Below are 26,887 nucleotides of genomic sequence, written 5' to 3' on the forward strand. Positions count from 1 at the left end.
AATGAAAAGCTGGAAAGTAAAAGAAATTGTCATCATGTCCGTTATCAGTATCGTTTTTGCCGTTGTTTATTTATTATTCACGCATTTTGGAAACGTACTTGCCGGTATGTTCGGTCCAATCGCTTATGAACCGATTTACGGCATTTGGTTTATCGTTTCTGTCATCGCCGCGTACATTATTCGAAAACCGGGTGCGGCGCTTGTTTCTGAAATCATTGCCGCTCTCGTTGAATGCCTGCTGGGAAATCCATCTGGCCCAATGGTCATCGTCATCGGCATTGTTCAAGGTCTCGGGGCTGAAGCTGTATTTCTCGCGACACGCTGGAAAGCATACTCTCTACCTGTACTTTTGCTGGCAGGAATGGGATCTTCAGTAGCCAGCTTTATCTATGATCTCTTTGTTTCCGGCTATGCAGCGTATTCACCTGGTTATCTTCTCATTTCGCTTGTCATCCGTCTGATTTCCGGCGCGCTTCTTGCGGGGCTCCTCGGAAAAGCTGTCAGCGACTCTCTCGCTTATACGGGTGTGTTAAACGGAATGGCACTCGGAAAGGAACTGAAAAAGAAACGAAAACAGGTATCAGACAATGCAAGCCTTTGATGAGCTCCTAACGGTTGACCAGCTCAGCTTCACTTATGAAGAAGACGAGAAACCGGTTTTTCAAAACATTTCGTTTGAGCTTCAAAAAGGAGAATGCGCTTTATTACTAGGGCCGAGCGGGTGCGGAAAAAGCTCGCTCGCCCTATGTTTAAACGGCCTGTACCCGGAAGCTTGCGACGGCATACTGTCCGGACATGTATTTTTATATCAAAAGCCGGTCACAGACGCTGAAACTCCCGAAACGATTGCACAGCATGCTGGAGTTGTCTTTCAGGACCCCGATCAGCAGTTTTGCATGCTGACGGTTGAGGACGAAATCGCTTTTGGACTGGAAAATCTGCAGATTCCGAAAAAAGAGATGACAGAAAAAATTGATGCGGTTTTAGAAAAATTACGCATTACTTCTTTAAAAGAAAAAACGATATCCACTCTGTCAGGAGGACAAAAGCAGAAAGTCGCTCTCGCCTGTATTTTGGCGATGGAGCCTGAGCTTATTATGTTGGATGAGCCAACTTCTCTGTTAGATCCTTATTCAGCGCGGGAGTTCGTTCACATGATGAAAGACCTTCAGAGGGAAAAAGGCTTCAGCCTCCTCGTCATTGAGCACCAGCTTGATGAATGGGCGCCTTGGATTGAGAGGACAATTGTGCTGGACAAAGCAGGAAAAAAAGCGCTGGACGGCCGGACAGAAGATCTATTTCTGCACGAAGCGGAGACCCTAAAGGAACTAGGCATCGCGATTCCAAAAGTGTGCGGCCTGCAGGAAAAACTCAGTATGCCGTTTACTCTATCAAAAGAAACGCTGTTTAAAGAACCTTTTCCTGCCGGGCATGCTGAAAAGAAGAAAGCTCCTTCTGGGGAAAGTGTGCTGGAAGTCAGCAGCCTTTCGTTCGCAAGAGGGCAGCAGACGATTTTCAAAGACATCAGCTTTTCATTGCGCGAAGGCTCTTTAACGGCGCTTGTCGGCCCGAACGGCACCGGAAAATCGACGCTCTTATCCGTCCTCGCCCGTCTGATGAAGCCGAAAAGCGGAAAGATTCTTCTATATGATAAGCCGCTGCAATCGTATAAAGAAAATGAACTGCGAAAACGAATGGGATTTGTTTTTCAAAACCCGGAGCATCAGTTCGTCACCGATACAGTGTATGAAGAGCTGCTGTTCGGCCAGAAAGCAGATGCTGAAACCGAGAAAAAAGCGCAGCACCTGCTGCATCGTTTCGGTCTTGCGCATTTGGCTGATCATCATCCGTTTGCAATCAGCCAAGGACAAAAACGGCGCCTGAGCGTCGCTACCATGCTCATGCATGACGTAAAGGTTTTATTATTAGACGAACCAACCTTTGGCCAGGACGCCCGCACGGCGGCTGAATGCATGGATATGATTCAGCGTATCAAGGCAGAAGGAACCGCTGTCCTTATGATTACACACGATATGGAGCTAGTCTCTTCGTATGCCGACAGCGTGCTTGTGCTTCACGATACGGGCCTGGCCTTTGACGGATCTCCAGCGCAGTTATTTTCTCAGGAAACAAGGCTTGTCAAAAACGCAAAGCTCACCCTTCCCCTTCTATATGAATGGATGGCATATCAAGAGGAGGTGCGTGATGATGCAGCCGTTACATCTTATTAATCCGACAGTGAAAGCAGCGGCGGTTTTTTGCTGTGTTGTCATGCTGTCGTTTATTTACAATCCCTACACCCCTGCGTGTTTTTATATCATCATCGTGGCGAGTGTCCTATTAGCAGCCAGAATCCCATTGAAAAAATGGTTTTTGTTTACGATTCCGTTTTTGATTTTGGCATTCGGATGCGTATGGACAGCCGCTGTTTTTGGAAAGGTTCCGACAACCCCGGATAATTTCTTGTTTCAAGCCGGCCCTTTTTCGATCAACAGTGACAATGTGTCTGTCGGCATCTCTCTCGGGTTTCGTATTTTATGCTTTTCCGCCTTATCGATGATGTTTATTTTTACGACCGATCCGATTTTATTTATGCTGAGCCTTGTCCAGCAGTGCAAGCTCTCACCAAAGCTCGCATATGGCGTCATTGCAGGCTTTCGTTTTCTTCCGTTGTTAAAGGATGAGGTCCAGCTGATCCAGCAGGCTCATAAAATCAGAGGAGGAGCGGCGGAGAACGGCTTCAAAGAGAAAATCAGCGCGCTAAAGCGGTATACCATCCCGCTTTTGGCAAGTGCCATCAGAAAAGCGGAACGGACGGCGCTTGCGATGGAATCGAAAGGTTTTACAGGAAGCAGAAATCGGACATATTACCGGACGTTGACCGTAAACCGCCGCGACTGGCTGTTCTTTTGCCTCGTTCTCTTGTTATTCGCAGGATCTTTTCTCGTATCTTTATATTTTGCCTCATAAAAAGCCGCTATTGTCGATAGCGGCTTTTTTTCTTATTGATGATAGTTTAATGCCTGGGCAAGATTGGTTTTAATTGTAATGTTCGAAAAATCAATCCCAAGCTGTACAGCGGTTTGCGCGATTTCAGGCCTGATTCCTGACAGGGTTGATCGGACACCGATTAAATTGAGCGCTTCAATTAATTTAAAGATTTGGTGCGCCACCATCGTATCGACCACCACAACACCTGACAGATCGATTAACAGATGCTCCACGCGTCTTTTTGCACAAGCATGAAGCGTGTTTTCCAGAATAAACTTTGCCCGTTCGGTATCAATGTCACCGACAAGCGGAAGCAGAGCTGTTGATTTGCTCAGGGTAATGACAGGCGAGCTTAATTCCAATATCATTTCTCTCTGGGCGTTTAATTGCTGTTTGGCATTCGTTTCTGCGTGATCGACAAATGTATAAATGGTAAAATCAAAGACTCTTACAATCAAATCGGCCCATTTTTGTTTCTCTCCCGGTTCAAACGCCGACTCGTTTTCTTCTGCGAACTTCTCAAAATACTTCGTATATAATTTCCGATTTCTCATAAACTCCCGAATGACGTACTGAACCGGAGTATCGAGATGCTTTTGATCGTTTGTCAGCTCAATGACCCACTCTTGAAATTCTTCGAGAAATTGTTTTTCAGGTAAAACATACATGTAATTCAGATGCCGGTAAAATTCCCTGTCCTGCTCTTTCAATTCTTCCGTTACAGATGCATTATGTAAGGCGTAAAGCGAATTCGGATCACTTTCCTCCATCGTTTCAATCCATTCCTCGGCCATTTGTTCCACATGCTCTGAAAAAAACGCATATAATTTTTCATTCAGTTTCATCACACTGCTCCTTTCCCCAACACTATTATAACTTGACTTACAGCTGAATCCCAGTCAGACACGCTGAAACCATCCAATATTTTGAAAATTACTAATTCTTTGGGTTGTATCCCATTTTTTCAAAATGCTTCAAATGGCTCTGTCCGAGCGGTTGTTTTTTTCATATAATATGAGGCAACACCCTTGAATCCACTTGAAAGCATAAAAAAGGAGGGCTTTTTTATGAATGGTGAAATCCGCTTGATCCCGTATGTGACGAATGAGCAGATCATGGATGTAAACGAGCTTCCTGAGGGCATTAAAGTGATTAAGGCGCCAGAAATGTGGGCAAAAGGGGTAAAAGGCAAAGATGTAAAAATTGCTGTATTGGACACAGGCTGCGACGCAAGCCATCCTGATTTAAAAAACCAAATCATCGGCGGAAAGAACTTCACGGATGATGACGGCGGCAAGGAAGATGCGATTTCCGACTACAACGGACACGGCACACACGTCGCCGGAACAATTGCAGCTAATGATTCAAGCGGCGGCATTGCCGGAGTCGCGCCTGAGGCAAGCCTATTGATTGTGAAGGTTCTTGGCGGTGAAAACGGCAGCGGACAATACGAATGGATTATTAACGGCATTAACTACGCTGTGGAACAGAAAGTCGATATCATCTCAATGTCTCTTGGCGGACCGAGCGATGTGCCAGAGCTTGAAGAAGCGGTGAAAAACGCCGTAAAAAATGGAGTGCTTGTCGTTTGCGCAGCGGGAAATGAAGGTGACGGCGACGAACGTACAGAGGAGCTTTCCTACCCTGCGGCTTATAATGATGTGATCGCGGTTGGTTCTGTTTCCGTAGCTCGAGAATCGTCAGAATTTTCTAACGCAAATAAAGAAATTGATCTCGTTGCACCGGGAGAAAATATATTATCCACCCTCCCTAACAAGAAATACGGTAAACTGACCGGCACTTCAATGGCTGCCCCTCATGTCAGCGGAGCACTCGCTTTAATTAAAAGCTTTGAAGAAGAATCGTTTCAAAGAGATCTTACTGAACCTGAGGTTTATGCGCAGCTGGTCCGCAGGACACTCCCGCTTGATATCGCAAAAACACTGGCAGGTAATGGATTCCTGTATTTAACTGCTCCTGATGAGCTGGCAGAAAAAGCAGAGCAATCACATTTGATGACCCTATAAAATTATTTTTCTCATATAATTTATGTCGTAATTTGTAAATAAAATTTCAAATTCTATGTTGACAACGAATTTGAATTACTGTTAAGATTACCAACAAATGATTCAACTTTTCAAAAAATTAATAACATTTTCTCTTATCGAGAGTTGGGCGAGGGATTGGCCTTTTGACCCCAACAGCAACCGACCGTAATTCCATTGTGAAATGGGGCGCACTGCTTTTCGCGCCGAGACTAATGTCTCATAAGGCACGGTGCTAATTCCATCAGATTGTGTCTGAGAGATGAGAGAGGCAGTGTTTTACGCAGAAAAGCCTCTTTCTCTCATGGGAAAGAGGCTTTTTATTGTGAGAAAACCTCTTAGCAGCCTGTATCCGCGGGTTAACGAGAGTGTTTTACATATAAAGGAGGAGAAACAATGACAACCATCAAAACATCAAATTTAGGATTTCCGAGAATCGGACTGAACAGAGAATGGAAAAAAGCACTTGAAGCGTATTGGAAAGGCAGCACTGATAAAGATACGTTTTTAAAGCAAATCGACGAACTATTTTTATCCGCAGTAAAAACACAAATTGACCAGCAGATTGATGTTGTGCCTGTTTCTGATTTCACACAGTATGACCATGTACTCGACACAGCAGTCAGCTTCAACTGGATTCCAAAACGGTTCAGACATTTGACTGACGCTACCGATACATACTTCGCTATCGCCCGCGGAATTAAAGACGCTGTATCTAGTGAAATGACAAAATGGTTTAATACAAATTACCATTACATCGTTCCGGAATATGACGAGAGCATTGAGTTCCGCCTGACAAGAAACAAACAGCTCGAAGATTATCGCAGGATCAAACAGGAATACGGCGTTGAAACAAAACCTGTGATTGTCGGCCCTTATACGTTCGTTACGCTTGCCAAAGGCTATGAGCCGTCTGAAGCTAAAGCAATCCAAAAACGCCTTGTGCCGTTATATGTACAGCTTTTGAAAGAGCTTGAAGAAGAAGGCGTAAAATGGGTTCAAATCGATGAGCCAGCGCTTGTTACAGCTTCTGCCGAAGATGTCCGCGGCGCAAAAGAATTATTTGAAAACATTACAAGCGAGCTTTCCTCCTTGAATGTGCTTTTGCAGACGTATTTTGATTCTGTGGATGCTTATGAAGAGCTGATCTCTTACCCGGTACAGGGAATTGGCCTTGATTTCGTTCACGATAAAGGCAGAAACCTGGAACAGCTGAAAACACACGGCTTTCCAACAGACAAAGTGCTGGCAGCCGGTGTGATCGACGGACGCAACATTTGGAAAGCAGATCTTGAAGAACGTCTCGATGCCGTTCTCGATATTCTCAGCATTGCAAAAGTTGAGGAACTGTGGATTCAGCCTTCCAGCAGCCTGCTGCACGTTCCTGTAGCAAAACACCCTGACGAGCATTTGGAAAAGGATCTGCTGAACGGATTATCCTACGCAAAAGAAAAACTAGCCGAGCTGACAGCTTTGAAAGAAGGCTTAGTTTCAGGAAAAGCGGCGATCAGCGAACAAATTCAGCAGGCTAAAACTGATATTCAGGCGCTCAAACAGTTTGCAACAGGCGCGAATTCTGAACAGAAGAAAGAGCTTGAGCAATTAGCCGATAAAGACTTCAAGCGCCCGATTCCGTTTGAAGAACGTTTAGCCCTGCAAAATAAATCTCTCGGCCTTCCGCTTTTGCCGACGACTACGATCGGGAGCTTCCCGCAGTCTGCTGAAGTGCGGAGCGCACGCCAAAAATGGCGGAAAAATGAGTGGTCTGATGAACAGTATCAAAACTTTATCAATGCAGAAACAAAAAGATGGATTGATATTCAGGAAGAATTGGAACTTGATGTCCTTGTTCACGGTGAATTTGAACGGACCGACATGGTCGAATACTTCGGTGAGAAGCTGGCCGGCTTTGCCTTCACAAAATACGCTTGGGTTCAATCATACGGTTCACGCTGTGTCCGCCCGCCAGTCATTTACGGAGATGTTGAATTTATTGAACCGATGACAGTAAAAGATACTGTGTATGCACAGTCATTGACTTCCAAGCATGTGAAAGGAATGCTGACGGGCCCTGTTACGATCTTAAACTGGTCTTTCCCTCGAAACGACATTTCGAGAAAAGAAATCGCCTTCCAAATTGGGCTTGCTCTTCGCAAAGAAGTAAAAGCGCTTGAAGACGCAGGCATTCAAATCATTCAAGTCGATGAACCGGCGCTGCGTGAAGGTCTTCCATTAAAAACCCAAGATTGGGATGAATATTTGACTTGGGCGGCAGAAGCATTCAGATTAACCACTTCTTCCGTGAAAAACGAGACGCAAATTCATACGCATATGTGCTACAGCAACTTTGAAGACATCGTCGATACGATTAATGATCTTGACGCGGATGTTATTACGATCGAGCACAGCAGAAGCCACGGAGGATTTTTGGATTACTTAAGAGAGCATCCTTATCTGAAGGGTCTAGGCCTTGGTGTATATGACATTCACAGCCCACGTGTGCCGTCAACTGAAGAAATGTACAACATTATCGTTGATGCGCTTGCCGTCTGTCCGACTGACCGCTTCTGGGTAAATCCAGACTGCGGATTGAAAACAAGACAGCAGGAAGAAACGGTTGCAGCATTGAAAAACATGGTTGAAGCCGCAAAACAGGCAAGAGCTCAGCAGACACAGCTTGTATAAATATAGAAACCATCTGCCTTTGGCAGATGGTTTTTTCTATTAGAAAGCGGGAATCGGTTTCCGGTGCTCCCCATCCCCTTCTTTTACTATTTTGGCTGCTCCATTTTCATCAAATTCCACAAGGCTCAATGAAGTATCATGTATGTAAGCAGAATTCCATATGTCATTAATGCTTCTTCCCTTTATGATATTTAACAGCATTAATATAAAGACGGAATGGGTAACCAAGAGAACATTACCGGAAGAATGGCTGTCTAAAATCGTTTGGAGAGCCAGCCTTGCCCGGCTTTCAAGGTCAAAAAACGTTTCACATCCCGGCTGGCGATAAGCTGCGGGATGATGAAAATAAGCATGAAAAAGATCAGGTTCGTCTCTTTCAATATCCTCTTGTTTTTTTCCTTCCCATGAGCCCAGTGACATTTCTCTGAATATATGATCTTTAACCAGCGGGGGCCGGCGCGATCCCAGTATGGTTTTTGCCGTCTCTTCTGTCCGCTTGCTCGGGCTGATGTAAACCTGATTAAATTCAATATCTTTCAGACGCTTCCCAAGAGCGCGGGCGTTGTACAGTCCAAGTTCTGTTAAATCAGAATCCAGCCAGCCCTGCATCCGTTTTTCCACATTCCATTGAGTCTGTCCGTGCCTAGCAATATATAAATGCAGCATGATCACCCCTCCTCTTTTCTCCTCTTATCTTAGCAAATCCCCCAAATATTTTGTTTACTTTTCACTTTTTTGAGAATGTTCTTTGCACTTCTTTTCGGCTATACTTATAACACTCAATTGACAGGAGGGTTTAGGATGAATCATGAAAAGTTCTTAAAACGGGCTGTCGATCTTGCTCGTGAAGGAGTGAATGCGGGAGTTGGCGGGCCTTTCGGAGCCGTTATCGTGAAAGACGGAGCTATTATAGCCGAAGGGCAGAACAACGTCACAACAAGCAATGACCCGACTGCCCATGCAGAAGTGACGGCTATTCGAAACGCCTGCCGGGCACTTGACACCTATCAGCTTGATGATTGCATTTTATATGCGAGCTGCGAGCCGTGTCCCATGTGCTTAGGCGCCATCTACTGGGCCAGGCCGAAAGCCGTTTACTATGCAGCGGAGCACACAGACGCTGCTGAAGCCGGATTTGATGATTCATTCATATATGAAGAAATTGATAAACCGGCAGAAAAAAGAAACATACCTTTTTATCAGGTGACCCTGAAGGAGCATTTATCCCCATTCCAGGCATGGCGGGATTTTGCCAATAAGAAAGAATATTAAAAGGATCAGGCATGTGCGGCCTGATCCTTTGTTAATTCGGTGAGAAGCCGCTGTGCCCGTGCGCACTTCGGATTGACTTTCAGCGCTTTTTGCAAATACAAAACAGCGGTCATATGCTGATGCAATTCAGCATGGCAGACACCGAGCCAGCAGCTTGATCTAAAATCGGCTGCTCCTTTCACCTGTACGTACTGAAGATTTTCACTATCGATTTGCAGGCAAGCTTCGAACGCTGTGATCGCTTCTCTTACTTTTTTAGACTGATACATAATAATCCCTTTATAATAGTGAAGCGTGCAGTAATCGGGATAATGCCCCAGCGCTTCATCGATATCCCGTTCCGCTTCTTCGTACCGTTCTGCGTCAATCAATAATTTATACTTTAAATAATAGAAAGCAGGCGGCGGAATTTGCTGTTTTCTTTTACATTTATTAATACAATCCATTGCCAGCCGGAAGGCTTTATCATGTTCGTTTCCTCTGTCATACTCAGCTGCTTTGTGATAAATGAGAGACGGGTCAGCACAGAATGTCAGCAATTCCGTATCCAATAAGTTCATGTTGCGTTGATGCTTTTGCTGTGCCTCCTGCTCTAAATAACCGTAATGGTGAATGATACATGGAAGCGAGAAAGGGCTGCTTGCCTCTCTTCCCTCTGGTCTTTCCCCAATACTTCCCGTAAACCTTATGTTTTGCTGATTGCGGATCAGCCTGATCTGCCTTTGTTCAAACGCTTCATTTTCATTCCATTGCTTCCCGGTGTAGTTCACGACCTTCACGCAACCGAGAGACGGCAGGCTGTCAGTCAGCAGCGAAGGCAATAGACTGCCCGTATCCGAGTCTAGTTCTTCGTCGGCATCCAAGATCAAGATCCACTCTCCCTTGGCATGCTGTAAACTGGCATTTCTCGCCTTTGAAAAATCCTGTTCCCATTTATGATGATAAACTTGGGCATGAAAGCTTTTGCAAATGTCTTCCGTACGATCGTTCGAACCGGTATCAACCACAATGATTTCATCAGCAATACGCTGCACACTCTCCAAACAGCGTGCGATATGGCGTTCTTCATTCTTCACAATCATACAAACTGACAGCTTTGGTCTTTTCATGTGCTCACCTTTTCTCTAGTCTGAATTCACCTATACTACATGTATTCACACTTCGAAAAGATCATGCCCGCTGCGCGTGCTTCCGGACAAAAAAACATCCTGAGAACCCTCAGGATGCCGGTCATTATTTTAATTCTAATTTTACATCAATATTTCCTCTGGTTGCCTTCGAATAAGGGCAGAATTCATGAGCAGCATTGACAAGCTCTTGTGCCTTGTCCCGATCCAAATCTTTGGTGTTCACAACAAGTGTGACGCCGATTTTAAACCCGTCGTCGCTCTCATCCTTCATGAGACTGACCTGCCCTTCAATTTCGGAATCGATTTTAATATTTTGCTCCTTAGCCACGTGTTCGAGCGCGCCGCCGAAGCATGCAGCGTATCCTGCCGCAAAGAGCTGTTCCGGGTTTGTTCCGGTTTGTCCTTCTTTTTTTGCATTAGGCATCACAATATCAAAATCAAGAACGCCGTCATCTGATGTAATATGTCCGGCCCGTCCGCCGAGTGCGGTTGCTTTTGCTGTAAATAGTGCCATTTTTTCCATCCTCCTTGTTTGTATCTAGTTGTTATATTTCCCTTTCTGATCTTTTTAAACATGCTATGTTTGCCGAGAATAGGAAAAGTGATGTTTTTCAGATACAATAGAATGGAATGTCAGAAAGAGTTGGTGAACAAGATGGAAAATGAATTTGACCATATGAAGTTGGAGAATCAGCTTTGTTTTTTGCTATATGCGAGTTCGCGGGAAATGACAAAGCAATACAAGCCGCTGCTTGAAAAGCTGAATGTGACGTACCCTCAATATTTGGCTTTGCTTTTGTTATGGGAACACGAAACGCTTACTGTCAAAAAAATGGGCGAGCTGCTGTATTTAGATTCAGGGACACTCACTCCGATGCTGAAACGAATGGAACAGCAAGGTTTGATTACGAGAAAAAGATCTGAAGAGGATGAGCGGTCCGTATTGATCAGCCTGACAGAGAACGGAGAGTCATTAAAAGAACAAGCGGCTGACATACCAAGGACGATCTTGGGGCTCTCAAAGCAGTCCGGAGAGGACCTGAAACAGTTAAAATCCGCTCTATATACATTGCTGGAAACGCTTCATCAAAAAAGTTGAGGATGCCTTATACGAGGCATCCTCTTAATATTTTATTCAGCTACTTCCAGCGTAACATCGATATTTCCGGAGGTTGCTTTTGAATACGGGCAAACGCCGTGCGCTTTTTGCACAAGTGCCTGTAATTCTGATGCACTGACTCCTTTCCCTTTCACCTGCAGCGTCACACCTAATTTATAGCCTTGATCTTCTTCATCCTTTAACAGGCTGACATGCGCTGTAACCTCTGTCTCTACTTTCACTCGTTCTGTTCTTGCTACCAGCTGCAGTGCGCTGTCAAAGCAAGCTGCGTAACCTGCTGCAAACAGCTGCTCTGGATTTGTCGCTTTTTCTAATTTCTTGGCTCTCGGTGTTCCCGGCATTGCGACATCGAGTTCGAGAACGCGATCTGATGATATCACCTTTCCTTCTCTTCCTCCTACCGCTGATACTGATGCTGTAAATAATGGCTGACTCATATTTCATCCCCCTAAATATATTTTATACAATTAAATTGTACACAATCTAATTTGTAGTGTCAATTTTTTGGCGCATAAAAAAAGCTTATCCCTTTACGAGATAAGCTTTTCATCGAACATTGTCCCGCTATTCGCGGATTTGCCCAGTTCCTTTAATGATATATTTTGTAGAAGTCAGTGCAGGAAGCCCCATTGGCCCTCTTGCATGAAGCTTTTGCGTGCTGATGCCGATTTCGGCTCCGTAGCCGAATTCAAAGCCGTCGGTAAAACGGGTTGATGCGTTATGATAGACCGCAGCAGCATCGACAGCGGTTTGAAAATAAGCCGCGTGCTTGTCATCTTCAGTTAAAATCGCTTCAGAATGATTGGTGCCATATTGTTGGATATGCTTCACAGCTTCTTGGACGTTCTCAACCGTCTTTACGCTAAGGACAGGCGCTAAAAATTCAGTTTCCCAATCTTCTTCTGACGCTTGTTTGCTTGAAGGATGAAGTTCACATACAAATTCATCACCGCGAATTTCAACTCCCGCGTTTTCCAGCTGGGCAAGCAATTCTTTCCCGTGCTGCTTCGCCCACGCTTTGTGAATAAGCAATGATTCAATTGCATTACACACGGAAGGGCGCTGCGTTTTGGCGTTTATGACAACCTTTTCTGCCATTTGCGGTTTCGCCGTTTCGTCAATGAATATGTGGCAGTTTCCTGCTCCGGTTTCTAACACAGGCACTGTTGATTCTCTCACGACGAGATCAATCAGCTTTTTGCCTCCACGCGGGATTAATACGTCAAGACCGTCGTTCAGCGTAAAGAGTTCTTTCGCTGTTTCCCTGTTTGTATCCTCAATCAGCTGTATGGCATTAATTGGAATCGATGACTGCTCAAGCGCTCTGTGAATCACGCTGACGAGTGCTTTGTTGCTGTGAATGGCAGAGGAGCTTCCCCGCAGAACAACCGCGTTACCCGTCTTTAAGCAGAGGGTCGCCGCGTCGACTGTAACGTTCGGTCTCGCTTCATAGATCATTCCGACAACACCTAGCGGAACACGGATTTTTTCGATAAACAGTCCGTTCTCTTTTTCAATCGTTTCAAGAGATTCACCGACCGGATCTGCCAAATCAATTAAAAGCTCTACTGCATCCGCTATATCACGAATGCGTTTCTCATCAAGTGTCAGGCGATCAATGATATCAGGTGTTAAGCCATTGTTCGTTCCGTTCTCAATATCTTTGGCGTTTTCCATTAAGAGAAAATCTATTTCTTTTCGGAGCCCGTTTGCGATGAGGCTGAGCGCCTCATTTTTTTCAGCCGTTGTTTTCATGATCAGTTCAGCTGCTGCTTCGTTTGCCAGCTTCGCTTTTACAGAAACTTCACTCATTTTTCCGCCTCCTAGTCTTTTAAATTGACCCAGTCATTCCTGTGGATCACCTCAAACGTTTTCTCAAAATCAAGTTCATCACTTCGTTTGCCTTTGGCCTCCATAATCTCCTCGGAGGAGTAATGAGTTTGGCCTTTGCCGATCACCCCGCCCGGTCCCTTGACTTCCACGACCGCCCCTTTCGGAAAGCTTCCGTTCACGCCCACAACGCCAGCCGGCAGCAGACTGCTTCCGTTATGGATCATCGCCTCCTCGGCACCAGCATCAATGAGGATCTCACCTGATATCGGCGAGTGGAACTGAATCCACTGTCTCGTGTTGTTAACCGAGGATAGATCTTTGTCTCCGATATAAGTGCCGTCTCCCCTGCCGTCCAAAATGTCCGCCAGCTTTTGCTCTCCGCTGCCTGTTCCAATAAACACTTTCACTCCAAGAGACAGCGCGGTTTGTGCGGCTAACAGCTTTGATTTCATACCGCCGGTGCCGACTTTTGATCCGGTTGAACCGGCATACCCCAGTAATTCAGGCGTGATCTCCGGCAAATAATCAAATCGTTTCGCCTCAGGATTTTCATTCGGATTGGCATCATACAGCCCGTTGATGTCAGTGAGAATCATGAGCTGGTCCGCATGAATCAATCCGCTGACTAACGCAGAAAGCATGTCATTATCCCCGAAGGTCAATTCTTCAACAGATGTAGAATCGTTTTCATTGATAATCGGAATGACACCGCGCTCCAGTAATTCCATAATCGTTGCATACGCGTTTCGATACCGTTCTCTTTTCGAAAAATCATTTCTCGTTAACAGGATTTGTCCCGGAGTCAGTGCGTATTGTTTAAATTGATTCATATATTGCTGCATCAACAGTGTTTGTCCGACCGCGGCCGCCGCCTGTTTTCCTTTAATGGTAACGGGACGGGACGGATAACCGAGGCTGGAAAACCCCGCCGCTACGGCTCCCGAGGTAATCAGAATCATTTCATGTCCCGCTTTCTTCAACAGGGAAATGGCCTGAACATGCTCTCTGATTTTTGCCTCATCAATGCTTCCGTTGCTATTCGTGAGCGAACTGCTTCCTATTTTCACTACTATTCTTTGTTTTTTCATTTATTCTCCTCCGCGGCTCTTCGCCAGCCAACTTACAATAAAAAAACCCATTTCATCCTGATTCATAAGGACGAAATGGGTTTCCGTGGTACCACCTTGATTGAACGCACTTATGCACGCTCCGCTTTCCTGTAACGCCAGGTTACGCGCCTAGGTTTTCCCCCTAAGACTCCAAGGCAGGTTCAGCAGGTTTCATGCGGCAAAATGTTTCAGCGATTCATTTTGCTCTCTGTCACAGAAAGGTCTGCTTACTAATCCTCTTCAACGCTCAATGATTTTTTTATATTATGCAAAGAAAAAGGACACTTGTCAAGGATTTTTGCCATCAAAAAGAGCCCGCATGGCGCGGGCATCTTGCCGTCTAGTTAAAGACGATTGTTTTGTTTTCATGAACGATGACGCGGTCTTCCAAATGCCATTTTACAGCACGTGCAAGCACGCTGCGCTCAATCGTTCTGCCGATATTTTTAAGGGCGTCCGTGTTGTCACGGTGATCCACACGCTCAATATCCTGTTCAATGATCGGCCCTTCGTCCAGATCGTTTGTGACATAGTGAGATGTCGCTCCGATCAGTTTCACGCCGCGCTCGTAAGCCCGTTTGTACGGATTCGCACCGATAAAAGCAGGCAGGAACGAATGATGGATATTGATGATGCGATTCGGATGAGCCGAAACAAAATCAGGAGTTAAGATCTGCATATAGCGTGCAAGAACGATCACATCAATATTGTATTGCTCAAGCAGTTCAAGCTGCTTCTTTTCGACTTCCGCTCTGATGTCTTTGTTCGCTTTCATATAGTGGAATGGAATGTTCAGCCGCTCAACCAGCTCTCTCGCCTCTTCATGGTTGCTGATGACAACAGCGATTTCCGCCATAAGGTTGCCGGTTTGCCATTCCCAAATCAGCTCATGCAGACAGTGAAGCTCCTTTGAGACAAAAATGGCGACACGCTTCAGCTCGCTTGCCAATGTTAAGCTCCATGTCATGTCGAATTTTTCCGCAATTGACGCAAACGCCTCCTGCAGTGTGTCTTTTTTCTCACGAATGCCCGCACAGTCGAATTCGATTCTCAGGAAGAAACGGCCGCCTTCAGGATCTGTCGTATATTGATTGGATTCTATAATATTGGCGCCGTGTTCAAATAAAAACGCGGAAACCGCAGAAACGATACCAGGCTGATCGGGACAGCTGACCAAAAGGCGACCTTTATCCTCATTCCCGTCACGGTATTCGTTTAACCGCTGAGTCATATATGATTTCATGAATAATCCCTCTTATCTTTGTAAGTCTAAACTATTTATCCATTATACTGAAGATTTGATAAAAATCAATTTATGACAGAATTTTTAAACCAACGGCTGAGCATAAGATCAAAGCGATAAAGAAGATCCGTTTGGCGTCTTTCGGCTCCTTGTAAAAGAGGATGCCGACAAGCGCTCCGCCGGCGGTGCCAATTCCAGTCCAGACAGCATAAGCGGTACCCATCGGAATGGTTTCCATTGCATACGACAGCAAGGAAAATGATGCGGCAAAACCAACAATGATCAACAGCACCCATTTCACGTTTTTTTCTTTCGCATATTGATTCATAAGGGCCACGCCGGCCATCTCCAAACAGCCCGCGCACAATAAACTGATCCAGTGCAGCATTATGCCTCGCCTCCTTTTTCGTCTGTCTCATCCTGTGTCACAAGCTTCAATCCGATTACACCGATTAAGAGCACGCCGATTAACAAAAGCTTTGGCCATCCGATCGGCTCATGAAACAGAATGATTTCACTCAGCACTGTTCCAGCTGTTCCGAGTCCGGTAAAGACGGCATACACGGTTCCGACAGGCAGACTGTTTGTCGCCTTCATTAAAAGATAAAAGCTGACTATGATGCCGACGGCTGTGCCGCTCCATGTTAAAGCTGAGTCAGCATGCTTTAAGCCTACCACCCAAACAACCTCGAAAACGGCGGCAAGCACGACTAATCCCCATTTCATTACAAGTCATTCCTTTCTTTCCAGTAAGATTCTCCGAAAACAAAAAAAACCCCGGACAGTCGTCTCACATGAGATTGACTCTCCCGGGCTTTTTTCCCTCCGTGTGCATACGCGTTTCTATTTACGCGTATGTGTTTTCTCTCGGACCAGTCCATGTCCATTGACATGCGGAACCCTAGAAAACTTTACCTGACACTATGATACTACAACTTCACACTTTCTTTCAAATGTAAGATTTTCTTTCATATACCGCGATTGGTTTATTCCACTTTCTGATCGTTCTGCTGTATAGCATGCCGATTTTCTCCGCTACCCGTATGGACGCTTTGTTATCCGGGTCAATCATAGCCGCCATTTTGCCGAACTGCCGCTCGTTGAAGCCGTAGTCCAGGCAGGCTCGAGCCGCTTCTTGCGCATAGCCGTTCCCCCAGTGGCGGCGTGCAAACATATAACCGATTTCCATTACTGTCTGATTTTCGATCTGCTGGGGCACGATGCCGCATTGACCCAAAAAATCCCCTGTCCGTATGTCTTCGGCGATCCACAGACTGACGCCGTACCCTTTTTCATTTCTTTTGTTCCAATTGATCCACTCGCGGGTTTGCCTTTTATCTTTTAAACCGGAATAATATTTCATGACGTCAGGATCGTTAAAAAGCTCGAGCAAAGAAGCATGATCCCGATCTTCCATACAGCGCAAACGAATGCGATCGGTCACAAGCTTCGTTTTAGCGCTCATATTCCGCCAAATCCTGCTTCCATTCTTTTTTGAGGGCTTCAATATGTGCTTGATGATAGCGGTTATGATCCGCCATGTGCCAAATGCCCCACCTTACAGTCACGGTGTCATTATCGTAAGAAAGCGGCTTGTGCAAATCATCTTCAGTTAAGGTGAAACATATCGATTTCAGCTCGTTTACCACATGTTGATGTCTTCTCAGGAGTTCATCTAAACCGGGCTGGTTCTCCGGTTCAGGGAGCCGTCCGTTTTCATCTGTCATCGGGCCGTATACCTGTTCAATATGATCCGGTATCCGGTTTTCCTTGATACGCCAGACCCATCTGATATCAACATTTGCGATATGGTGCAAAAGCTGAGCCGTGCTGTTTTTTGTTTGGCAGCGCCCCCTATAATACAGTTCACTGTGTGTCATGCGGCTTACGATAGAAGCCAGACGGAGAGTGTTTTCTTCCACTGCGGAATACAGCAGACTGACCGTCGGCGCCATGTCGTTTCTAATGAATAAGTCCTTCATGTTTGTTCCCCTCCTAACTAGGTACATTTGACGCCAAACAAAAATTCCCTTTAAAAAAGAAAAAAGCTCTCGTTAAAAATAGAGAGCAATCTTAATTGTTATTTCCCGGTTTATATAAATACGGATCATGCCGCGGTTCGTTTGAAGTATTCAAATCAAGCGATATATCGCCGCGGTCATTCATCGTGCCAAGTGTGATCGAGGACAGCAGTTTGGAGCTGTATCCTTTTTCCTCAAGCTTCTCAAACAGCCAGGCTCGATTTTTTTGGAGGTACTTCAAATTATGATCAAGGATTTCACCGTCCAGTATGAGGGGGATCGGGATAAAATTCCGTTCAGCTTCCATATTCAAATCCCGCACTTGCACCGCTCTCGCTTCCTCTTTTGGAATGACGCTCACTTCTCCCGTTTCTTCAATGATGGCAAGATCAATGTCAGCCGGATCGGCATAGCCCTTTTCCCTTAGCTTTCCGAGCAGTTCATTAACAGTCAGCCTTTCTTTACGCAGTCCGCGTTCATCAATATCCCCGTTTCTGATTAAGACAGTCGGGCTTACGACCAGCAGCCATCGCCATTTATTAGAAAGAGCAAGCTTGCTCATCAGAAGATAAAGCACTAAAAAAGTGCCCGCGTAATAAATCGACATCGGCAGCCTGGATGTAAGAATCGGCTCACTGATAATGGTTCCGATTGCGAAGGTCAAAAGCAGATCAAAATTGTTCATTTGTGATACGGCTTTTTTACCGGCAAGCCGAAACAGAATATACGCAATCGAAAATACGATAACTGGCTTCAGTAAAAATGCCCATACGATCCACAACACCGGTCTTTACCTCCATCACGCTAGTCATATTGAGCCTATTTTGCCCTGAGGCAGAGCCGCTATGCATAACCCTTTTATTCAGTGTTAAATAGGCGAACGTGCACTTCTTTGGCACATATCATAATAGAAAGCAACATAGATTGGAGGCACAATATGAAGTATCAGAAGACGAATACCCATTGGCCCTATGATCTTCCATCGGCTCCTCATTCCGCGGGCTATCAGCAGCAGCAGACAATCGACAGGCTAGCCGGTTTAGAGCTAAGAATGGAGCAGCTAATCAGAGCGATTGAGGTAAACAATGAATTGCTGAGAACGATGCAAGAACAGCAAAACCGTGTATGCACAAGCAGCGGCGGCGGATCAGTGATTGTCCGGATGTAGAAGCAGGCGCTTGTCCGCCTTCTTCTATCTCAATAAAAAAAAACTCTTCTCAGAAAGGAGAAGAGTTTCATGTATGTGTTCAAACGGACTGTGCCAAACTTAGTTGCGGGCCGAACAGCTCGTAATGGATAGACTCTGGCGCTGATCCAAGTTCTGATACAAGTTTATGCATTGCCGTAATAAATGACGGTGAACCGCAAATATAATAATCCGCATCTGTATTGGCAATCAGTTTTTTGAGGAACTGCTGATCAATTTGTCCTTCGTGAAATTGAAGATCACCTGCACGGTCTTCCTCTGTTGGCTCACGATACACAAATGCTGTCTTGACAGAAGAATGGTTTGCCGCTTCTTCTACCTCATGACGCAATGCGTGATATTCACTGTTTTTCGCGGCATGAATGAACAGAATCTGCCGTTCAGGCTGCTTGGAAACAGACGTTTTCAGCATGCTGATCATTGGTGTAATGCCAACTCCGGCACTGATCAGAACGAGATCTTTTTGTGATGAAGGATCTAAAACAAAGTCTCCTGCCGGTGCGCTGATCTCTATTGAATCTCCCTCATGCAGCTCATCGTGTAAATAGGAAGATACGGCACCGTCTTTCTTCACTGAGATTCGATAATAGTCTTTTCCCGGCATATCAGACAGGCTGTATTGACGAATATGCGTATATTCAGAGTCAGGAATCCGTACTTTGATGCTGATATACTGCCCTGCTTGAAATTCAGGTAACGGCTTGCCGTCTTCCGGCTTCAAATAGAAGGATGTAATTTCTTTGCTTTCCTGCTCTTTTTTCGCGATGACGAACGGCTTATACTCCTTCCAGCCGCCAGCTTGCTGCTCCGCCTCCTCATACATTTCTTTTTCAATTCCGATGAACGCGTCAGCGATTACTCCGTACGCTTTCTCCCATGCCTCCATAATATCAGGTGTCGCAGCATCTCCCAGAACATCTTTAATCGCAATCAGCAAATATTTGCCGACGATCGGATAATGTTCAGCCTTAATTCCGATAGAGCGGTGCTTATGGCCGATTTGTTTCACGACCGGAATGATATTTCCGAGCTGATCAATATTTGCCGCAGCTGCAATAACGGCATTTGCAAGTGCAGTGCGCTGTGTTTTTTTCTTTTGGTTTGTTTGATTAAAAATGTTCAAAAGTTCTGGATGATCTTGGAACATCAGATCGTAAAAACGGCCAGTGATCGCTTCTCCATACTGTTGTAATACGGGTACAGTGTTTTTAATGATTTCGATTGTTTTATTATCTAACATCGTTTAAACAATCCCTTCAAAAAGATGTATTTAAAATATATCTTTAAAATACATGATGTCACAAATAAAAGATATATTCAAAATGAATCTTTAATAAAATTGTCACAAAATTATCAATTTAACGTGACAAATGTTGCTTTTTTATAGAATCCCCTAGCAAAAACGGACTAACCGCTGTAATTATCACCATCGGAAAGATGAACAGCACAAAAAAACCCAAAACAACATCATGTTTTGGGTTTAACGATTACCAAGGCTTATCAGTTCCGAGCGCATTTGCAAGCGCCTGGCTGTGTTTTTTGCGGTTCTTTCGTTCATTAGCTCGCTGAACTGCTGTATTGTGCAGCATGATTTCTTCTTCTGTTTCCGGTACAACTCTCGGTACAGGCACCGGCTTGCCATTTGAATCTAATGCGACAAATGTCAAAAAGGATGTCGCGGCAAGTTCCCGTTCGCCAGTCATCAGATGCTCCTTAATGACTTTTACAAACACCTCCATGGAAGATGTGCCGACCCATGTCACATATGACTCTAGGCAGACAGAATCCTTTTGCCCGATCGGCTTCAGAAAATCTACAGAGTCCATCGAAGCTGTTACTGTTTCCCGTCTGCAATGGCGCGCCGCGGAAATAGAGGCAATATCGTCAATGTAGCTCATTAATTTTCCGCCAAACAGCGTATTATGGTTGTTTGTATCAAGCGGGAACACCCTGCTGGTTTTTACAACCTTTGACTCTTTACAAAATTTTGTTTCCGGTGTTTCCATACCTTTCTCCCCTTTGATGTCTGATCTTTTAGCTAAATGCACTCATATTCTCCTATTAAACAATATTCTCTGCTATTTGTCTAAAATTTAAAATGGTTTGTCTGTCAGGTTTTCTTTCCAAAACGTTTAATGATTTTCATGATGAGGGAATAATAAATGTATTCTTCACACGGTCAGGAGGAGAAACAAATGGACGTATCCATCCCGAAACACCAGCACAAAACGGTATGCCAAACAGAATACGGCACACTTCAGAAAGTGATTTTATGCAGACCGGAGCATATGACCATAAAAGATGTCATAAACGAAACACAAAAACATTTTGAAAATGACAATATTCATGTCAAAACCGCCACCGACCAGCACAGCCGCTTGGTTGAAGCACTCAGGTCACACAACATTGAGGTCATCCTTTTGCCCGTCCGCGACGGACTCCCCGAGCAGGTCTTCACCCGGGACATAGGGTTTGTCATCGGAGAAAAAGCCTTCCTCTCGAGCATGACTGAACCGATTCGTCAAGGGGAAGAAGCCGTCATAAAAGAGTTTTTTCACAGTCAAGGCATTTCTTACACCCGTATGCTTGATACAAGCATTGAAGGCGGTGACGTCATCATCGATGGTGATACAGTCTACGTCGGAATCAGCCAGCGTACAGACATGTCAGCCACCGGCCAGCTGGAAGAGGCGCTTCCTGAATATACGGTCATTCCAGTACAGCTGCATGAAAAATTTTTGCATTTGGACTGCGTATTTAACATCGTATCTGAAAGCGAAGCACTAATTTATCCTAAAGCCCTTGAGCCAGAGGCTGCAGAAATGCTGGCAAAACGTTATGATCTCATCGAGGTGCCCGAGGACGAACAATTTACGCTTGGCACCAACGTTCTTTCTATCGGGAGAAAAACGATCATCAGCCTCCCTTGCAACCGCCATGTCAATCAACAGTTATCGAAAAGAGGCTATCACATCATCGAAATCGACCTGTCAGAAATTATTAAGTCAGGCGGCTCCTTCAGATGCTGTACGATGCCGCTGATTCGCGGTGAATGAAGAATATTCCCCTTTTTCATGTTTTGAACAGCTTATTTTATCAAGATACGTTAATATAAAGGTGACATCATTTTTAAGGGGGAAATCGCATGACAAAGTACATAGGATATGTCGGAACATATACAAAAGGCGGAAGCGAAGGGATTTATTCATTTGAGCTTGATACTGAGAAAAAAACACTCAGCGAGCCAAAGCTTGCCGCTAAGCTGGGCAATCCGACATATGTGACGCCGAATAAAGACAACACCATTCTTTATTCAATTGAAAAAGCAGACGGCCAAGGCGGAGTTGCTGCCTATCAAATCGATAAAAACAGCGGTGAATTAACATTTCTGAATCATCAGTTAATTGACGGCCCATCACCATGCCACGTAAGCGTCGATGATCAAAATCAATTCGTATTGACTGCCAATTATCACAGCGGAAAGGTACACGCTTTTCCTGTCCAAGGCGACGGAAGTTTACAAGCTCCTGCTGCAGAAGCTGCCCACACAGGAAAAGGGCCGCACGAAAGACAGGAAAAGCCGCATACACACTACGCGGGATTCACACCTGAACACAACTATGTCGTAGCGGTTGATTTAGGAACAGATAAGCTTTACACCTATAAGCTGAAAGACGGCGTATTGACTGAATCCGGAACCCATTCTTTCGCTCCCGGCGCAGGACCTCGCCATATTGCTTTTCATCCGAAAGAAAAATATGCTTATGTGATGACAGAATTAAGCAATGAAGTGATTGCGCTTGAATACAATCCGACTGCCGGCGAATTCCGAGAAATCCATGTCGTCTCTGCCATCCCTGATGATTTTACAGATAACAGCCAGGGAAGTGCCATTCATGTCACACAGGACGGCCGTTTTGTTTACGTCGCAAACCGCGGCCATGACAGTATCGCTGTATTTGAAGTGAATCAATACTCAGGCGAGCTGGCTTTCGTGGAAAGAGTCTCAACAGAAGGCAACTGGCCTCGTGACTTTGTATTTGATCCAACGGAAGCGTTCCTTGTTGCATCAAATGAAGAAACAGGCAACCTTGTGCTGTTTGAAAGAGACAAAGAAACCGGCCGATTGACAGTGCTTCCATCAACTGTTTCTGTCCCTTACCCGGTTTGCGTGAAATTTTTACATCAATCATAAAAGCAAAGACTGGCTTCAGAGCCAGTCTTTTTTGTTTATCTCACCTTTTCTTTCGTCTCAGCATTTCGATACAAATGGCAAGCGACAAATCGGCCGGCTTCGATTTCTTGAAGCTGGGGACGGGATTCCCCGCATTCAGGCATTGCCTCCGGACAGCGGGTCCGAAACACGCAGCCGCTCGGCGGATTGACCGGGCTCGGCAGCTCCCCTTTTAAAAGGATACGCTCACGCTTGTCCTCCAATTCAGGATCTGGAATCGGAATCGAGGACAAAAGCGCCTTTGTATAGGGGTGCAGCGGTTCACGATACAGTGTTCCGCTCTCTGTAATTTCCATCATGTGCCCTAAGTACATGACACCGATCCTGTCACTGATATGCTTCACCATCGAAAGATCATGGGCAATAAATAAAAACGTGAGCCCTTTCTCTTTTTGAAGCCGCTTCAGCAGGTTGACCACCTGCGCCTGAACAGAGACATCAAGTGCAGAAATCGGTTCGTCTGCCACGATAAATTCAGGATTCAGCGACAGTGCTCTTGCAATCCCAATCCTCTGTCTTTGTCCGCCGCTGAATTCATGGGGATAACGGCTGCCAAAATCGGGATGAAGCCCCACTGCCTCAAGCAGCTCGTCCACAACGAGAAGCCGCGCTTTATGGGTATTATATAGATTGTGAATTTCCATCGGCTCCAAAATAATTTCTCGAACGGTCATGCGCGGGTTAAGTGAAGCATAAGGATCCTGAAAAATCATCTGTAGCTTGCGGTTGAAGGCAAACTGCTCTTTTTCACTCAGTGCATGAAGATTTGTGCCGCGGTATGTCACACTTCCATCTGTCGGCTGATAAAGGCGCATCAGCACTCTCCCCAAGGTTGATTTCCCGCATCCTGATTCACCGACTAGCCCGAACGTTTCTCCTTCATGAATCTGAAAGGTGACCCCGTCGACGGCTTTGACTGTCCGCTTTTTCCCTGCGTCAAAATGCATTTTCAGCTGGCTGACCTCTAACAAAGGCAGTGGCGTCATTAGTCTCCCTCCTTATTCTGAAAAACAGCGGCGCACCGCACATCGTTCTTTTTCATAGATGGTCTCTTTTAATGTAAGGATTTCGATTGATTTCCCTGTCTTTGGAGAATGAAGCATTTTCCCGCCGCCTACATACAAACCGACGTGATGAATCGCTCCTTTTCCTTCTTCATAAGCAAAAAACAGCAGATCACCGGCTTTCATATTATCAAGCGGGACATCCTCCCCCGCCTTTGCCTGATCTCCAGCATCACGGGGGATACAGTATCCATTGGCCTTAAATATACTGTACATAAACCCTGAGCAATCAAACCCAAACCCGCTGATCCCTCCCCACAGGTAGGGAAGTCCGAGAAAAACCGCCCCCGTTTGAATGATGTCTTCAGCAGTTCCTTTCTGTTCGCGGACAGGCACTGCATCAGTCAGCTTCACAAACCTTTCCCCAAAAGCGGTTGAAACTTTAAAATATCCGTTTTCTTCTGCAATGAAGGGCAGGACAGTCAAAAAGCTCAATTCGATCTCCTTTTCTCCATTGCTTTTGTACAAAAAGGCAGCAGGTTTGCTAATCATGACATTGTTTTGTGTATGGATCGGATCTGTTTTTTTCAGTTGGTTCTTTTTCATCCAGCCCGGATATCCGCGTGGATCCTTTCGGGATGGCTGGCTCGGCACGATCACAGAAACCCATTCACCCTGTTCCGCCGTCACCAGTACCTTTTCGCCAAAGAGAACCTGAGTTTGGATCACATTGTCTGTACATAATCCAAGCCGCTCATCATATGTCATGCGTTCCAGCCAATCTCTGATCAATACGGTCGGACGGATCATCACTTGATCTGATGGACGCGGAGAATCAGGCGATGTCCAGATGTTGGCCACAGCTGATATGACAGTGTGCATCATTGCTCTATTTCCCCTTTCAAATGCGCAGCTCCGGTGATTCCGAGACCTGGTCTGTCAGGCATCGCAATCGTGCTGGCGCTGTATGTTATGCCGCCTTTGATTACATCTGTTTTCAGCATCAGCGGCGCGTCAAAATCAAAGCGTGTGATGTTTTTTTTGCTTGCCGCGAAATGTGCCGCGGCCGTAATGCCCAGCTTTGTTTCGATCATGCTGCCGACCATGCACTCCACCCCGCACGCCTCAGCCATGGCATTGATTTTCTCCGCTCCGCTGATGCCGCCCGCTTTCATCAATTTAATATTGATCAAGTCAGCGCTCCTGGTTTGAAGAACTTCGAATGCCTGCCGCGGCGTAAAAACACTTTCATCGGCCATAATCGGCGTGTCTGTCGCATCTGTTACCTTTTTAAGCCCAGCGAGGTCATCTTTATGGACAGGCTGCTCGACAAGCTCAATCCCAAGACCGGCATCCTCCATTTTCCGAATCGCTGTTACTGCTTCCTTCGGCGCCCACCCCTGATTGGCGTCTAAACGAAGTTTTACGCCGGGTCCGACACGTTTTCTGATTTCCTGGATACGGGCGATATCTGTTGCGATATCATCTTTGCCGACCTTTATTTTCAGCGTTTGAAAGCCTTGTTTGAGATAATTCTCGGCATCCGCTGCCATCTCACCAGGTGAGTTGACGCTGACGGTATAATCCGTTTCCAGCGTATCTCGGTATCCGCCGAGCATTTGGTACAGCGGCAATCCGCACATCTGCGCCCAGCCGTCGTATACCGCCATTTCCACAGCCGCCTTAGCGCTCTGGTTTCCTGTAAGGAGATGCTGTATGTTATGCAAAATGGCCTCACAGCCGGACAGGCTTTTTCCAAGCAGTGCCGGCTTCAAGACATTGTGAATTGCACTTTCAATGCTATCCATGCTGTCTCCTGTAATCACCATCGTCGGAGGCGCTTCCCCCCATCCGATTGCGCCGCTGTCATAAATGATCCTTACAATGACAGATTCAGCCGTATACACAGTGCGAAGCGCGGTTTTAAACGGCTTTATGAGCGGAACGGCGATTCGGCTTGTTTCTATTCGAGTGATTTTCATTTCTTCAGCGCTCCTTCTGAAACGCCCGCCTCGATGACGACAGTTTTTTGTGCTGTATTCATTGCAGCTTGCGCACCGATCGGAACGGCGAAACTCGGTGAGCAGTGGCCGATTTTAAATCCTCTCAGAGCAGGCTTGCCCGCCGATACAATATAGTCTTCGAGCACTTGCTCAAGCGAGAGGGACTTCTCCCTCTTCACCGGGACACAGTTATGAAAATCACAAACAAGAATGCCGGCGGCGTTCGTCAGCTTTCCTGCCATTTTTAGCTGATTCAGCATCCGGTCGATTTGATATGGCTCCTCGTCAATATCTTCAATAAACAGAAGCTTTCCTCTCGTATCAATTTCAAACGGCGTGCCCAGTGTAGACGCCAGCAAAGACAGATTTCCCCCGACAAGCTCGCCTTCCGCTTTTCCGGGAACAAGTACCGTCAGCGGAGAAAGCTCTTCTGTATAGGTGAATGCCGTCTCTTGGAAAAGCTGCTCATACGACGCTTTTGTCAGCGGGTGGACGTCGTCGAGGCCAATATCTGAGCTGAGCATCGGGCCATGGAAGGTAACAAGGCCTGTGTTTTGATAGATAGCAGTATGTAAAAACGTAATATCGCTGTATCCCCAGAAGATTTTGGGATGTTTGCGGATTAAGCTGAAATCAATGCCGGCGGCGATACGTCCTGTCCCAAAACCCCCGCATGCGCACAGCACTGCATTTACCTCCTCGTCTCTGAACATCTCATGGAGATCAGCCAGCCGCTCATCATCCTGTCCCGCTAAATAGCCGTGCTGGTTTTTCAGTGCCTTGCCCAGTTTCACCTGAAGACCGAGCTCTTCTAAAAATAAAAGCGCGGTTTCAAGCTTTTTTGGATCCGGCGGGCTTGCGGGCGCGATTACTCCGACTGTATCACCCTTTTTCAGCGCTTTCGGCTTGTGATTCAACTGAATCACTCCTTTCATTTGCTCTGCACCCTACGTATACGTGCAGGAAAGAGAAAAAATACCGCTCCTTCGC

29 protein-coding genes, 2 riboswitches and 1 other annotated feature are annotated in these 26,887 nt (G+C 45.8%); of the genes, 10 read left to right on the plus strand and 19 right to left on the minus strand.

From position 1 onward, the window contains the following. The first annotated feature begins 1 nt into the window (after window position 1). Genes BSI_RS10050 through thiX form a run of 3 tightly spaced genes read left to right on the plus strand, consistent with a single transcriptional unit; the run spans window position 2 to window position 2,970 of the window. Complete coding sequence (locus BSI_RS10050) at window positions 2-601, plus strand: ECF transporter S component (RefSeq protein ID WP_003239038.1); 600 nt, start codon at window positions 2-4, stop codon at window positions 599-601. Next, a complete protein-coding gene (locus BSI_RS10045) occupies window positions 588-2,231 on the plus strand; it encodes an ABC transporter ATP-binding protein (RefSeq protein WP_003239041.1) in 1,644 nt (547 codons plus the stop codon). The genes BSI_RS10050 and BSI_RS10045 overlap by 14 nt, the downstream gene beginning before the upstream one ends. Further along, window positions 2,206-2,970, plus strand: a complete 765-nt coding sequence (gene thiX, locus BSI_RS10040) for an HMP/thiamine ABC transporter permease ThiX (protein ID WP_032732112.1) — start codon at window positions 2,206-2,208, stop codon at window positions 2,968-2,970. The genes BSI_RS10045 and thiX overlap by 26 nt, the downstream gene beginning before the upstream one ends. Window positions 2,971-3,002: 32 nt before the next feature. Here thiX and rsbRB read toward each other — a convergent pair whose 3' ends face one another. After that, a complete protein-coding gene (gene rsbRB / locus BSI_RS10035) occupies window positions 3,003-3,836 on the minus strand; it encodes an RsbT co-antagonist RsbRB (RefSeq protein ID WP_003239045.1) in 834 nt (277 codons plus the stop codon). 222 nt (window positions 3,837-4,058) lie between these two features. Between rsbRB and isp the strand changes: the two genes are divergently transcribed. Both isp and metE read left to right on the plus strand, forming a co-directional pair. Continuing rightward, complete coding sequence (gene isp / locus BSI_RS10030) at window positions 4,059-5,018, plus strand: serine protease Isp (RefSeq protein ID WP_003239048.1); 960 nt, start codon at window positions 4,059-4,061, stop codon at window positions 5,016-5,018. Between the two features lie 131 nt (window positions 5,019-5,149). Then, a riboswitch (SAM riboswitch) is annotated at window positions 5,150-5,305 on the plus strand. A 127-nt stretch (window positions 5,306-5,432) separates the two neighbouring features. Further along, window positions 5,433-7,721 carry a 5-methyltetrahydropteroyltriglutamate--homocysteine S-methyltransferase gene (gene metE / locus BSI_RS10025; protein WP_003239053.1) on the plus strand — a complete coding sequence of 763 codons (2,289 nt, stop codon included), beginning with the start codon at window positions 5,433-5,435 and terminating at the stop codon, window positions 7,719-7,721. A gap of 39 nt (window positions 7,722-7,760) precedes the next feature. On the opposite strand, the gene BSI_RS10020 is transcribed toward metE, so the two are convergent. After that, on the minus strand, window positions 7,761-8,387 hold the full coding sequence (locus BSI_RS10020) for a histidine phosphatase family protein (protein ID WP_003239054.1): 627 nt from the start codon (window positions 8,385-8,387) through the stop codon (window positions 7,761-7,763). Window positions 8,388-8,522: 135 nt separating this feature from the next. On the opposite strand from BSI_RS10020, the gene guaD reads away from it, so the two are divergent. Beyond that, a complete protein-coding gene (gene guaD, locus BSI_RS10015; protein ID WP_003239055.1) occupies window positions 8,523-8,993 on the plus strand; it encodes a guanine deaminase in 471 nt (156 codons plus the stop codon). A 5-nt stretch (window positions 8,994-8,998) separates the two neighbouring features. Here the strand turns inward: guaD and BSI_RS10010 are convergent, their stop codons facing one another. Both BSI_RS10010 and ohrB read right to left on the minus strand, forming a co-directional pair. Continuing rightward, window positions 8,999-10,102 (minus strand): glycosyltransferase family 2 protein, encoded by a 1,104-nt coding sequence (locus BSI_RS10010; protein WP_003239056.1) that lies wholly within the window; start codon window positions 10,100-10,102, stop codon window positions 8,999-9,001. 124 nt (window positions 10,103-10,226) lie between these two features. Continuing rightward, window positions 10,227-10,637, minus strand: coding sequence for an organic hydroperoxide resistance protein OhrB (ohrB, locus tag BSI_RS10005; protein WP_003239057.1), 411 nt, complete (start codon window positions 10,635-10,637; stop codon window positions 10,227-10,229). Between the two features lie 141 nt (window positions 10,638-10,778). Here ohrB and ohrR point away from each other — a divergent pair, with 141 nt between their 5' ends. Continuing rightward, on the plus strand, window positions 10,779-11,222 hold the full coding sequence (gene ohrR / locus BSI_RS10000) for an organic hydroperoxide resistance transcriptional regulator OhrR (RefSeq protein WP_003239058.1): 444 nt from the start codon (window positions 10,779-10,781) through the stop codon (window positions 11,220-11,222). Between the two features lie 32 nt (window positions 11,223-11,254). Here the strand turns inward: ohrR and BSI_RS09995 are convergent, their stop codons facing one another. The 9 genes from BSI_RS09995 to BSI_RS09955 form a co-directional block, all read right to left on the minus strand. After that, window positions 11,255-11,680, minus strand: coding sequence for an organic hydroperoxide resistance protein (locus BSI_RS09995; protein WP_003239059.1), 426 nt, complete (start codon window positions 11,678-11,680; stop codon window positions 11,255-11,257). Between the two features lie 127 nt (window positions 11,681-11,807). Next, a complete protein-coding gene (gene proA / locus BSI_RS09990) occupies window positions 11,808-13,055 on the minus strand; it encodes a glutamate-5-semialdehyde dehydrogenase (protein WP_003239060.1) in 1,248 nt (415 codons plus the stop codon). Between the two features lie 11 nt (window positions 13,056-13,066). Next, on the minus strand, window positions 13,067-14,164 hold the full coding sequence (gene proB, locus BSI_RS09985; protein WP_003239061.1) for a glutamate 5-kinase: 1,098 nt from the start codon (window positions 14,162-14,164) through the stop codon (window positions 13,067-13,069). Window positions 14,165-14,227: 63 nt separating this feature from the next. Beyond that, window positions 14,228-14,438, minus strand: a binding site (T-box leader). An 87-nt stretch (window positions 14,439-14,525) separates the two neighbouring features. After that, a complete protein-coding gene (gene purU / locus BSI_RS09980; RefSeq protein ID WP_003239062.1) occupies window positions 14,526-15,428 on the minus strand; it encodes a formyltetrahydrofolate deformylase in 903 nt (300 codons plus the stop codon). A 70-nt stretch (window positions 15,429-15,498) separates the two neighbouring features. Beyond that, window positions 15,499-15,816 carry a multidrug efflux SMR transporter subunit YkkD gene (gene ykkD, locus BSI_RS09975; protein ID WP_003239063.1) on the minus strand — a complete coding sequence of 106 codons (318 nt, stop codon included), beginning with the start codon at window positions 15,814-15,816 and terminating at the stop codon, window positions 15,499-15,501. Continuing rightward, window positions 15,816-16,154, minus strand: a complete 339-nt coding sequence (gene ykkC / locus BSI_RS09970; protein WP_003239065.1) for a multidrug efflux SMR transporter subunit YkkC — start codon at window positions 16,152-16,154, stop codon at window positions 15,816-15,818. Before ykkC ends, ykkD begins: the two co-directional genes overlap by 1 nt. A 78-nt stretch (window positions 16,155-16,232) precedes the next feature. Continuing rightward, window positions 16,233-16,344, minus strand: a riboswitch (guanidine-I (ykkC/yxkD leader). Between the two features lie 33 nt (window positions 16,345-16,377). Then, window positions 16,378-16,893, minus strand: a complete 516-nt coding sequence (locus BSI_RS09965) for a GNAT family N-acetyltransferase (protein ID WP_003239066.1) — start codon at window positions 16,891-16,893, stop codon at window positions 16,378-16,380. Further along, complete coding sequence (locus BSI_RS09960; RefSeq protein WP_003239067.1) at window positions 16,883-17,410, minus strand: DinB family protein; 528 nt, start codon at window positions 17,408-17,410, stop codon at window positions 16,883-16,885. The genes BSI_RS09965 and BSI_RS09960 overlap by 11 nt, the downstream gene beginning before the upstream one ends. A gap of 91 nt (window positions 17,411-17,501) precedes the next feature. Beyond that, a complete protein-coding gene (locus tag BSI_RS09955; protein ID WP_003239068.1) occupies window positions 17,502-18,233 on the minus strand; it encodes a DUF421 domain-containing protein in 732 nt (243 codons plus the stop codon). A 153-nt stretch (window positions 18,234-18,386) separates the two neighbouring features. Between BSI_RS09955 and BSI_RS09950 the strand changes: the two genes are divergently transcribed. Continuing rightward, window positions 18,387-18,617 (plus strand): hypothetical protein, encoded by a 231-nt coding sequence (locus BSI_RS09950; protein WP_003239069.1) that lies wholly within the window; start codon window positions 18,387-18,389, stop codon window positions 18,615-18,617. 79 nt (window positions 18,618-18,696) lie between these two features. Here the strand turns inward: BSI_RS09950 and hmpA are convergent, their stop codons facing one another. Beyond that, the gene (gene hmpA, locus BSI_RS09945; protein WP_003239070.1) at window positions 18,697-19,896 is read right to left on the minus strand and encodes an NO-inducible flavohemoprotein; all 1,200 of its coding nucleotides are present in this window, start codon (window positions 19,894-19,896) and stop codon (window positions 18,697-18,699) included. A 247-nt stretch (window positions 19,897-20,143) separates the two neighbouring features. Further along, window positions 20,144-20,662: an acyl-CoA thioesterase gene (locus tag BSI_RS09940; RefSeq protein ID WP_032732170.1), complete on the minus strand. Its 519-nt coding sequence runs from the start codon at window positions 20,660-20,662 to the stop codon at window positions 20,144-20,146. A gap of 189 nt (window positions 20,663-20,851) precedes the next feature. Here BSI_RS09940 and BSI_RS09935 point away from each other — a divergent pair, with 189 nt between their 5' ends. Both BSI_RS09935 and pgl read left to right on the plus strand, forming a co-directional pair. Further along, complete coding sequence (locus BSI_RS09935; protein ID WP_003239073.1) at window positions 20,852-21,712, plus strand: dimethylarginine dimethylaminohydrolase family protein; 861 nt, start codon at window positions 20,852-20,854, stop codon at window positions 21,710-21,712. 89 nt (window positions 21,713-21,801) lie between these two features. Further along, entirely contained in the window at window positions 21,802-22,851 is a 1,050-nt protein-coding gene (pgl, locus tag BSI_RS09930) for a 6-phosphogluconolactonase (RefSeq protein ID WP_003239074.1), read from the plus strand. Between the two features lie 35 nt (window positions 22,852-22,886). Here the strand turns inward: pgl and BSI_RS09925 are convergent, their stop codons facing one another. The 4 genes from BSI_RS09925 to BSI_RS09910 are packed head-to-tail and all read right to left on the minus strand — an operon-like array spanning window position 22,887 to window position 26,832. Beyond that, window positions 22,887-23,876: an ABC transporter ATP-binding protein gene (locus BSI_RS09925; protein WP_003239076.1), complete on the minus strand. Its 990-nt coding sequence runs from the start codon at window positions 23,874-23,876 to the stop codon at window positions 22,887-22,889. A 12-nt stretch (window positions 23,877-23,888) separates the two neighbouring features. Continuing rightward, a complete protein-coding gene (eepC, locus tag BSI_RS09920) occupies window positions 23,889-24,779 on the minus strand; it encodes a gamma-D-glutamyl-L-lysine dipeptidyl-peptidase (RefSeq protein ID WP_003239077.1) in 891 nt (296 codons plus the stop codon). Then, the gene (gene ykfB / locus BSI_RS09915; protein ID WP_003239078.1) at window positions 24,776-25,876 is read right to left on the minus strand and encodes an L-Ala-D/L-Glu epimerase; all 1,101 of its coding nucleotides are present in this window, start codon (window positions 25,874-25,876) and stop codon (window positions 24,776-24,778) included. The genes eepC and ykfB overlap by 4 nt, the downstream gene beginning before the upstream one ends. Further along, window positions 25,873-26,832 carry a S66 peptidase family protein gene (locus tag BSI_RS09910; protein WP_032732114.1) on the minus strand — a complete coding sequence of 320 codons (960 nt, stop codon included), beginning with the start codon at window positions 26,830-26,832 and terminating at the stop codon, window positions 25,873-25,875. Before BSI_RS09910 ends, ykfB begins: the two co-directional genes overlap by 4 nt. Window positions 26,833-26,887 lie beyond the last annotated feature (55 nt).

The organism is Bacillus inaquosorum KCTC 13429 (assembly GCF_000332645.1).
Lineage (GTDB): Bacteria > Bacillota > Bacilli > Bacillales > Bacillaceae > Bacillus > Bacillus inaquosorum.

Excerpts from the sequence above, each read along its gene's own strand:
- BSI_RS10050 (WP_003239038.1), top strand. The coding sequence starts at position 2 with ATGAAAAGCTGGAAAGTAAAAGAAATTGTCATCATGTCCGTTATCAGT.
- BSI_RS10045 (WP_003239041.1), top strand. The coding sequence starts at position 588 with ATGCAAGCCTTTGATGAGCTCCTAACGGTTGACCAGCTCAGCTTCACT.
- thiX (WP_032732112.1), top strand. The coding sequence starts at position 2,206 with ATGATGCAGCCGTTACATCTTATTAATCCGACAGTGAAAGCAGCGGCG.
- rsbRB (WP_003239045.1), bottom strand. The coding sequence starts at position 3,836 with ATGAAACTGAATGAAAAATTATATGCGTTTTTTTCAGAGCATGTGGAA.
- isp (WP_003239048.1), top strand. The coding sequence starts at position 4,059 with ATGAATGGTGAAATCCGCTTGATCCCGTATGTGACGAATGAGCAGATC.
- metE (WP_003239053.1), top strand. The coding sequence starts at position 5,433 with ATGACAACCATCAAAACATCAAATTTAGGATTTCCGAGAATCGGACTG.
- BSI_RS10020 (WP_003239054.1), bottom strand. The coding sequence starts at position 8,387 with ATGCTGCATTTATATATTGCTAGGCACGGACAGACTCAATGGAATGTG.
- guaD (WP_003239055.1), top strand. The coding sequence starts at position 8,523 with ATGAATCATGAAAAGTTCTTAAAACGGGCTGTCGATCTTGCTCGTGAA.
- BSI_RS10010 (WP_003239056.1), bottom strand. The coding sequence starts at position 10,102 with ATGAAAAGACCAAAGCTGTCAGTTTGTATGATTGTGAAGAATGAAGAA.
- ohrB (WP_003239057.1), bottom strand. The coding sequence starts at position 10,637 with ATGGCACTATTTACAGCAAAAGCAACCGCACTCGGCGGACGGGCCGGA.
- ohrR (WP_003239058.1), top strand. The coding sequence starts at position 10,779 with ATGGAAAATGAATTTGACCATATGAAGTTGGAGAATCAGCTTTGTTTT.
- BSI_RS09995 (WP_003239059.1), bottom strand. The coding sequence starts at position 11,680 with ATGAGTCAGCCATTATTTACAGCATCAGTATCAGCGGTAGGAGGAAGA.
- proA (WP_003239060.1), bottom strand. The coding sequence starts at position 13,055 with ATGAGTGAAGTTTCTGTAAAAGCGAAGCTGGCAAACGAAGCAGCAGCT.
- proB (WP_003239061.1), bottom strand. The coding sequence starts at position 14,164 with ATGAAAAAACAAAGAATAGTAGTGAAAATAGGAAGCAGTTCGCTCACG.
- purU (WP_003239062.1), bottom strand. The coding sequence starts at position 15,428 with ATGAAATCATATATGACTCAGCGGTTAAACGAATACCGTGACGGGAAT.
- ykkD (WP_003239063.1), bottom strand. The coding sequence starts at position 15,816 with ATGCTGCACTGGATCAGTTTATTGTGCGCGGGCTGTTTGGAGATGGCC.
- ykkC (WP_003239065.1), bottom strand. The coding sequence starts at position 16,154 with ATGAAATGGGGATTAGTCGTGCTTGCCGCCGTTTTCGAGGTTGTTTGG.
- BSI_RS09965 (WP_003239066.1), bottom strand. The coding sequence starts at position 16,893 with ATGAGCGCTAAAACGAAGCTTGTGACCGATCGCATTCGTTTGCGCTGT.
- BSI_RS09960 (WP_003239067.1), bottom strand. The coding sequence starts at position 17,410 with ATGAAGGACTTATTCATTAGAAACGACATGGCGCCGACGGTCAGTCTG.
- BSI_RS09950 (WP_003239069.1), top strand. The coding sequence starts at position 18,387 with ATGAAGTATCAGAAGACGAATACCCATTGGCCCTATGATCTTCCATCG.
- hmpA (WP_003239070.1), bottom strand. The coding sequence starts at position 19,896 with ATGTTAGATAATAAAACAATCGAAATCATTAAAAACACTGTACCCGTA.
- BSI_RS09940 (WP_032732170.1), bottom strand. The coding sequence starts at position 20,662 with ATGGAAACACCGGAAACAAAATTTTGTAAAGAGTCAAAGGTTGTAAAA.
- BSI_RS09935 (WP_003239073.1), top strand. The coding sequence starts at position 20,852 with ATGGACGTATCCATCCCGAAACACCAGCACAAAACGGTATGCCAAACA.
- pgl (WP_003239074.1), top strand. The coding sequence starts at position 21,802 with ATGACAAAGTACATAGGATATGTCGGAACATATACAAAAGGCGGAAGC.
- BSI_RS09925 (WP_003239076.1), bottom strand. The coding sequence starts at position 23,876 with ATGACGCCACTGCCTTTGTTAGAGGTCAGCCAGCTGAAAATGCATTTT.
- eepC (WP_003239077.1), bottom strand. The coding sequence starts at position 24,779 with ATGATGCACACTGTCATATCAGCTGTGGCCAACATCTGGACATCGCCT.
- ykfB (WP_003239078.1), bottom strand. The coding sequence starts at position 25,876 with ATGAAAATCACTCGAATAGAAACAAGCCGAATCGCCGTTCCGCTCATA.
- BSI_RS09910 (WP_032732114.1), bottom strand. The coding sequence starts at position 26,832 with ATGAAAGGAGTGATTCAGTTGAATCACAAGCCGAAAGCGCTGAAAAAG.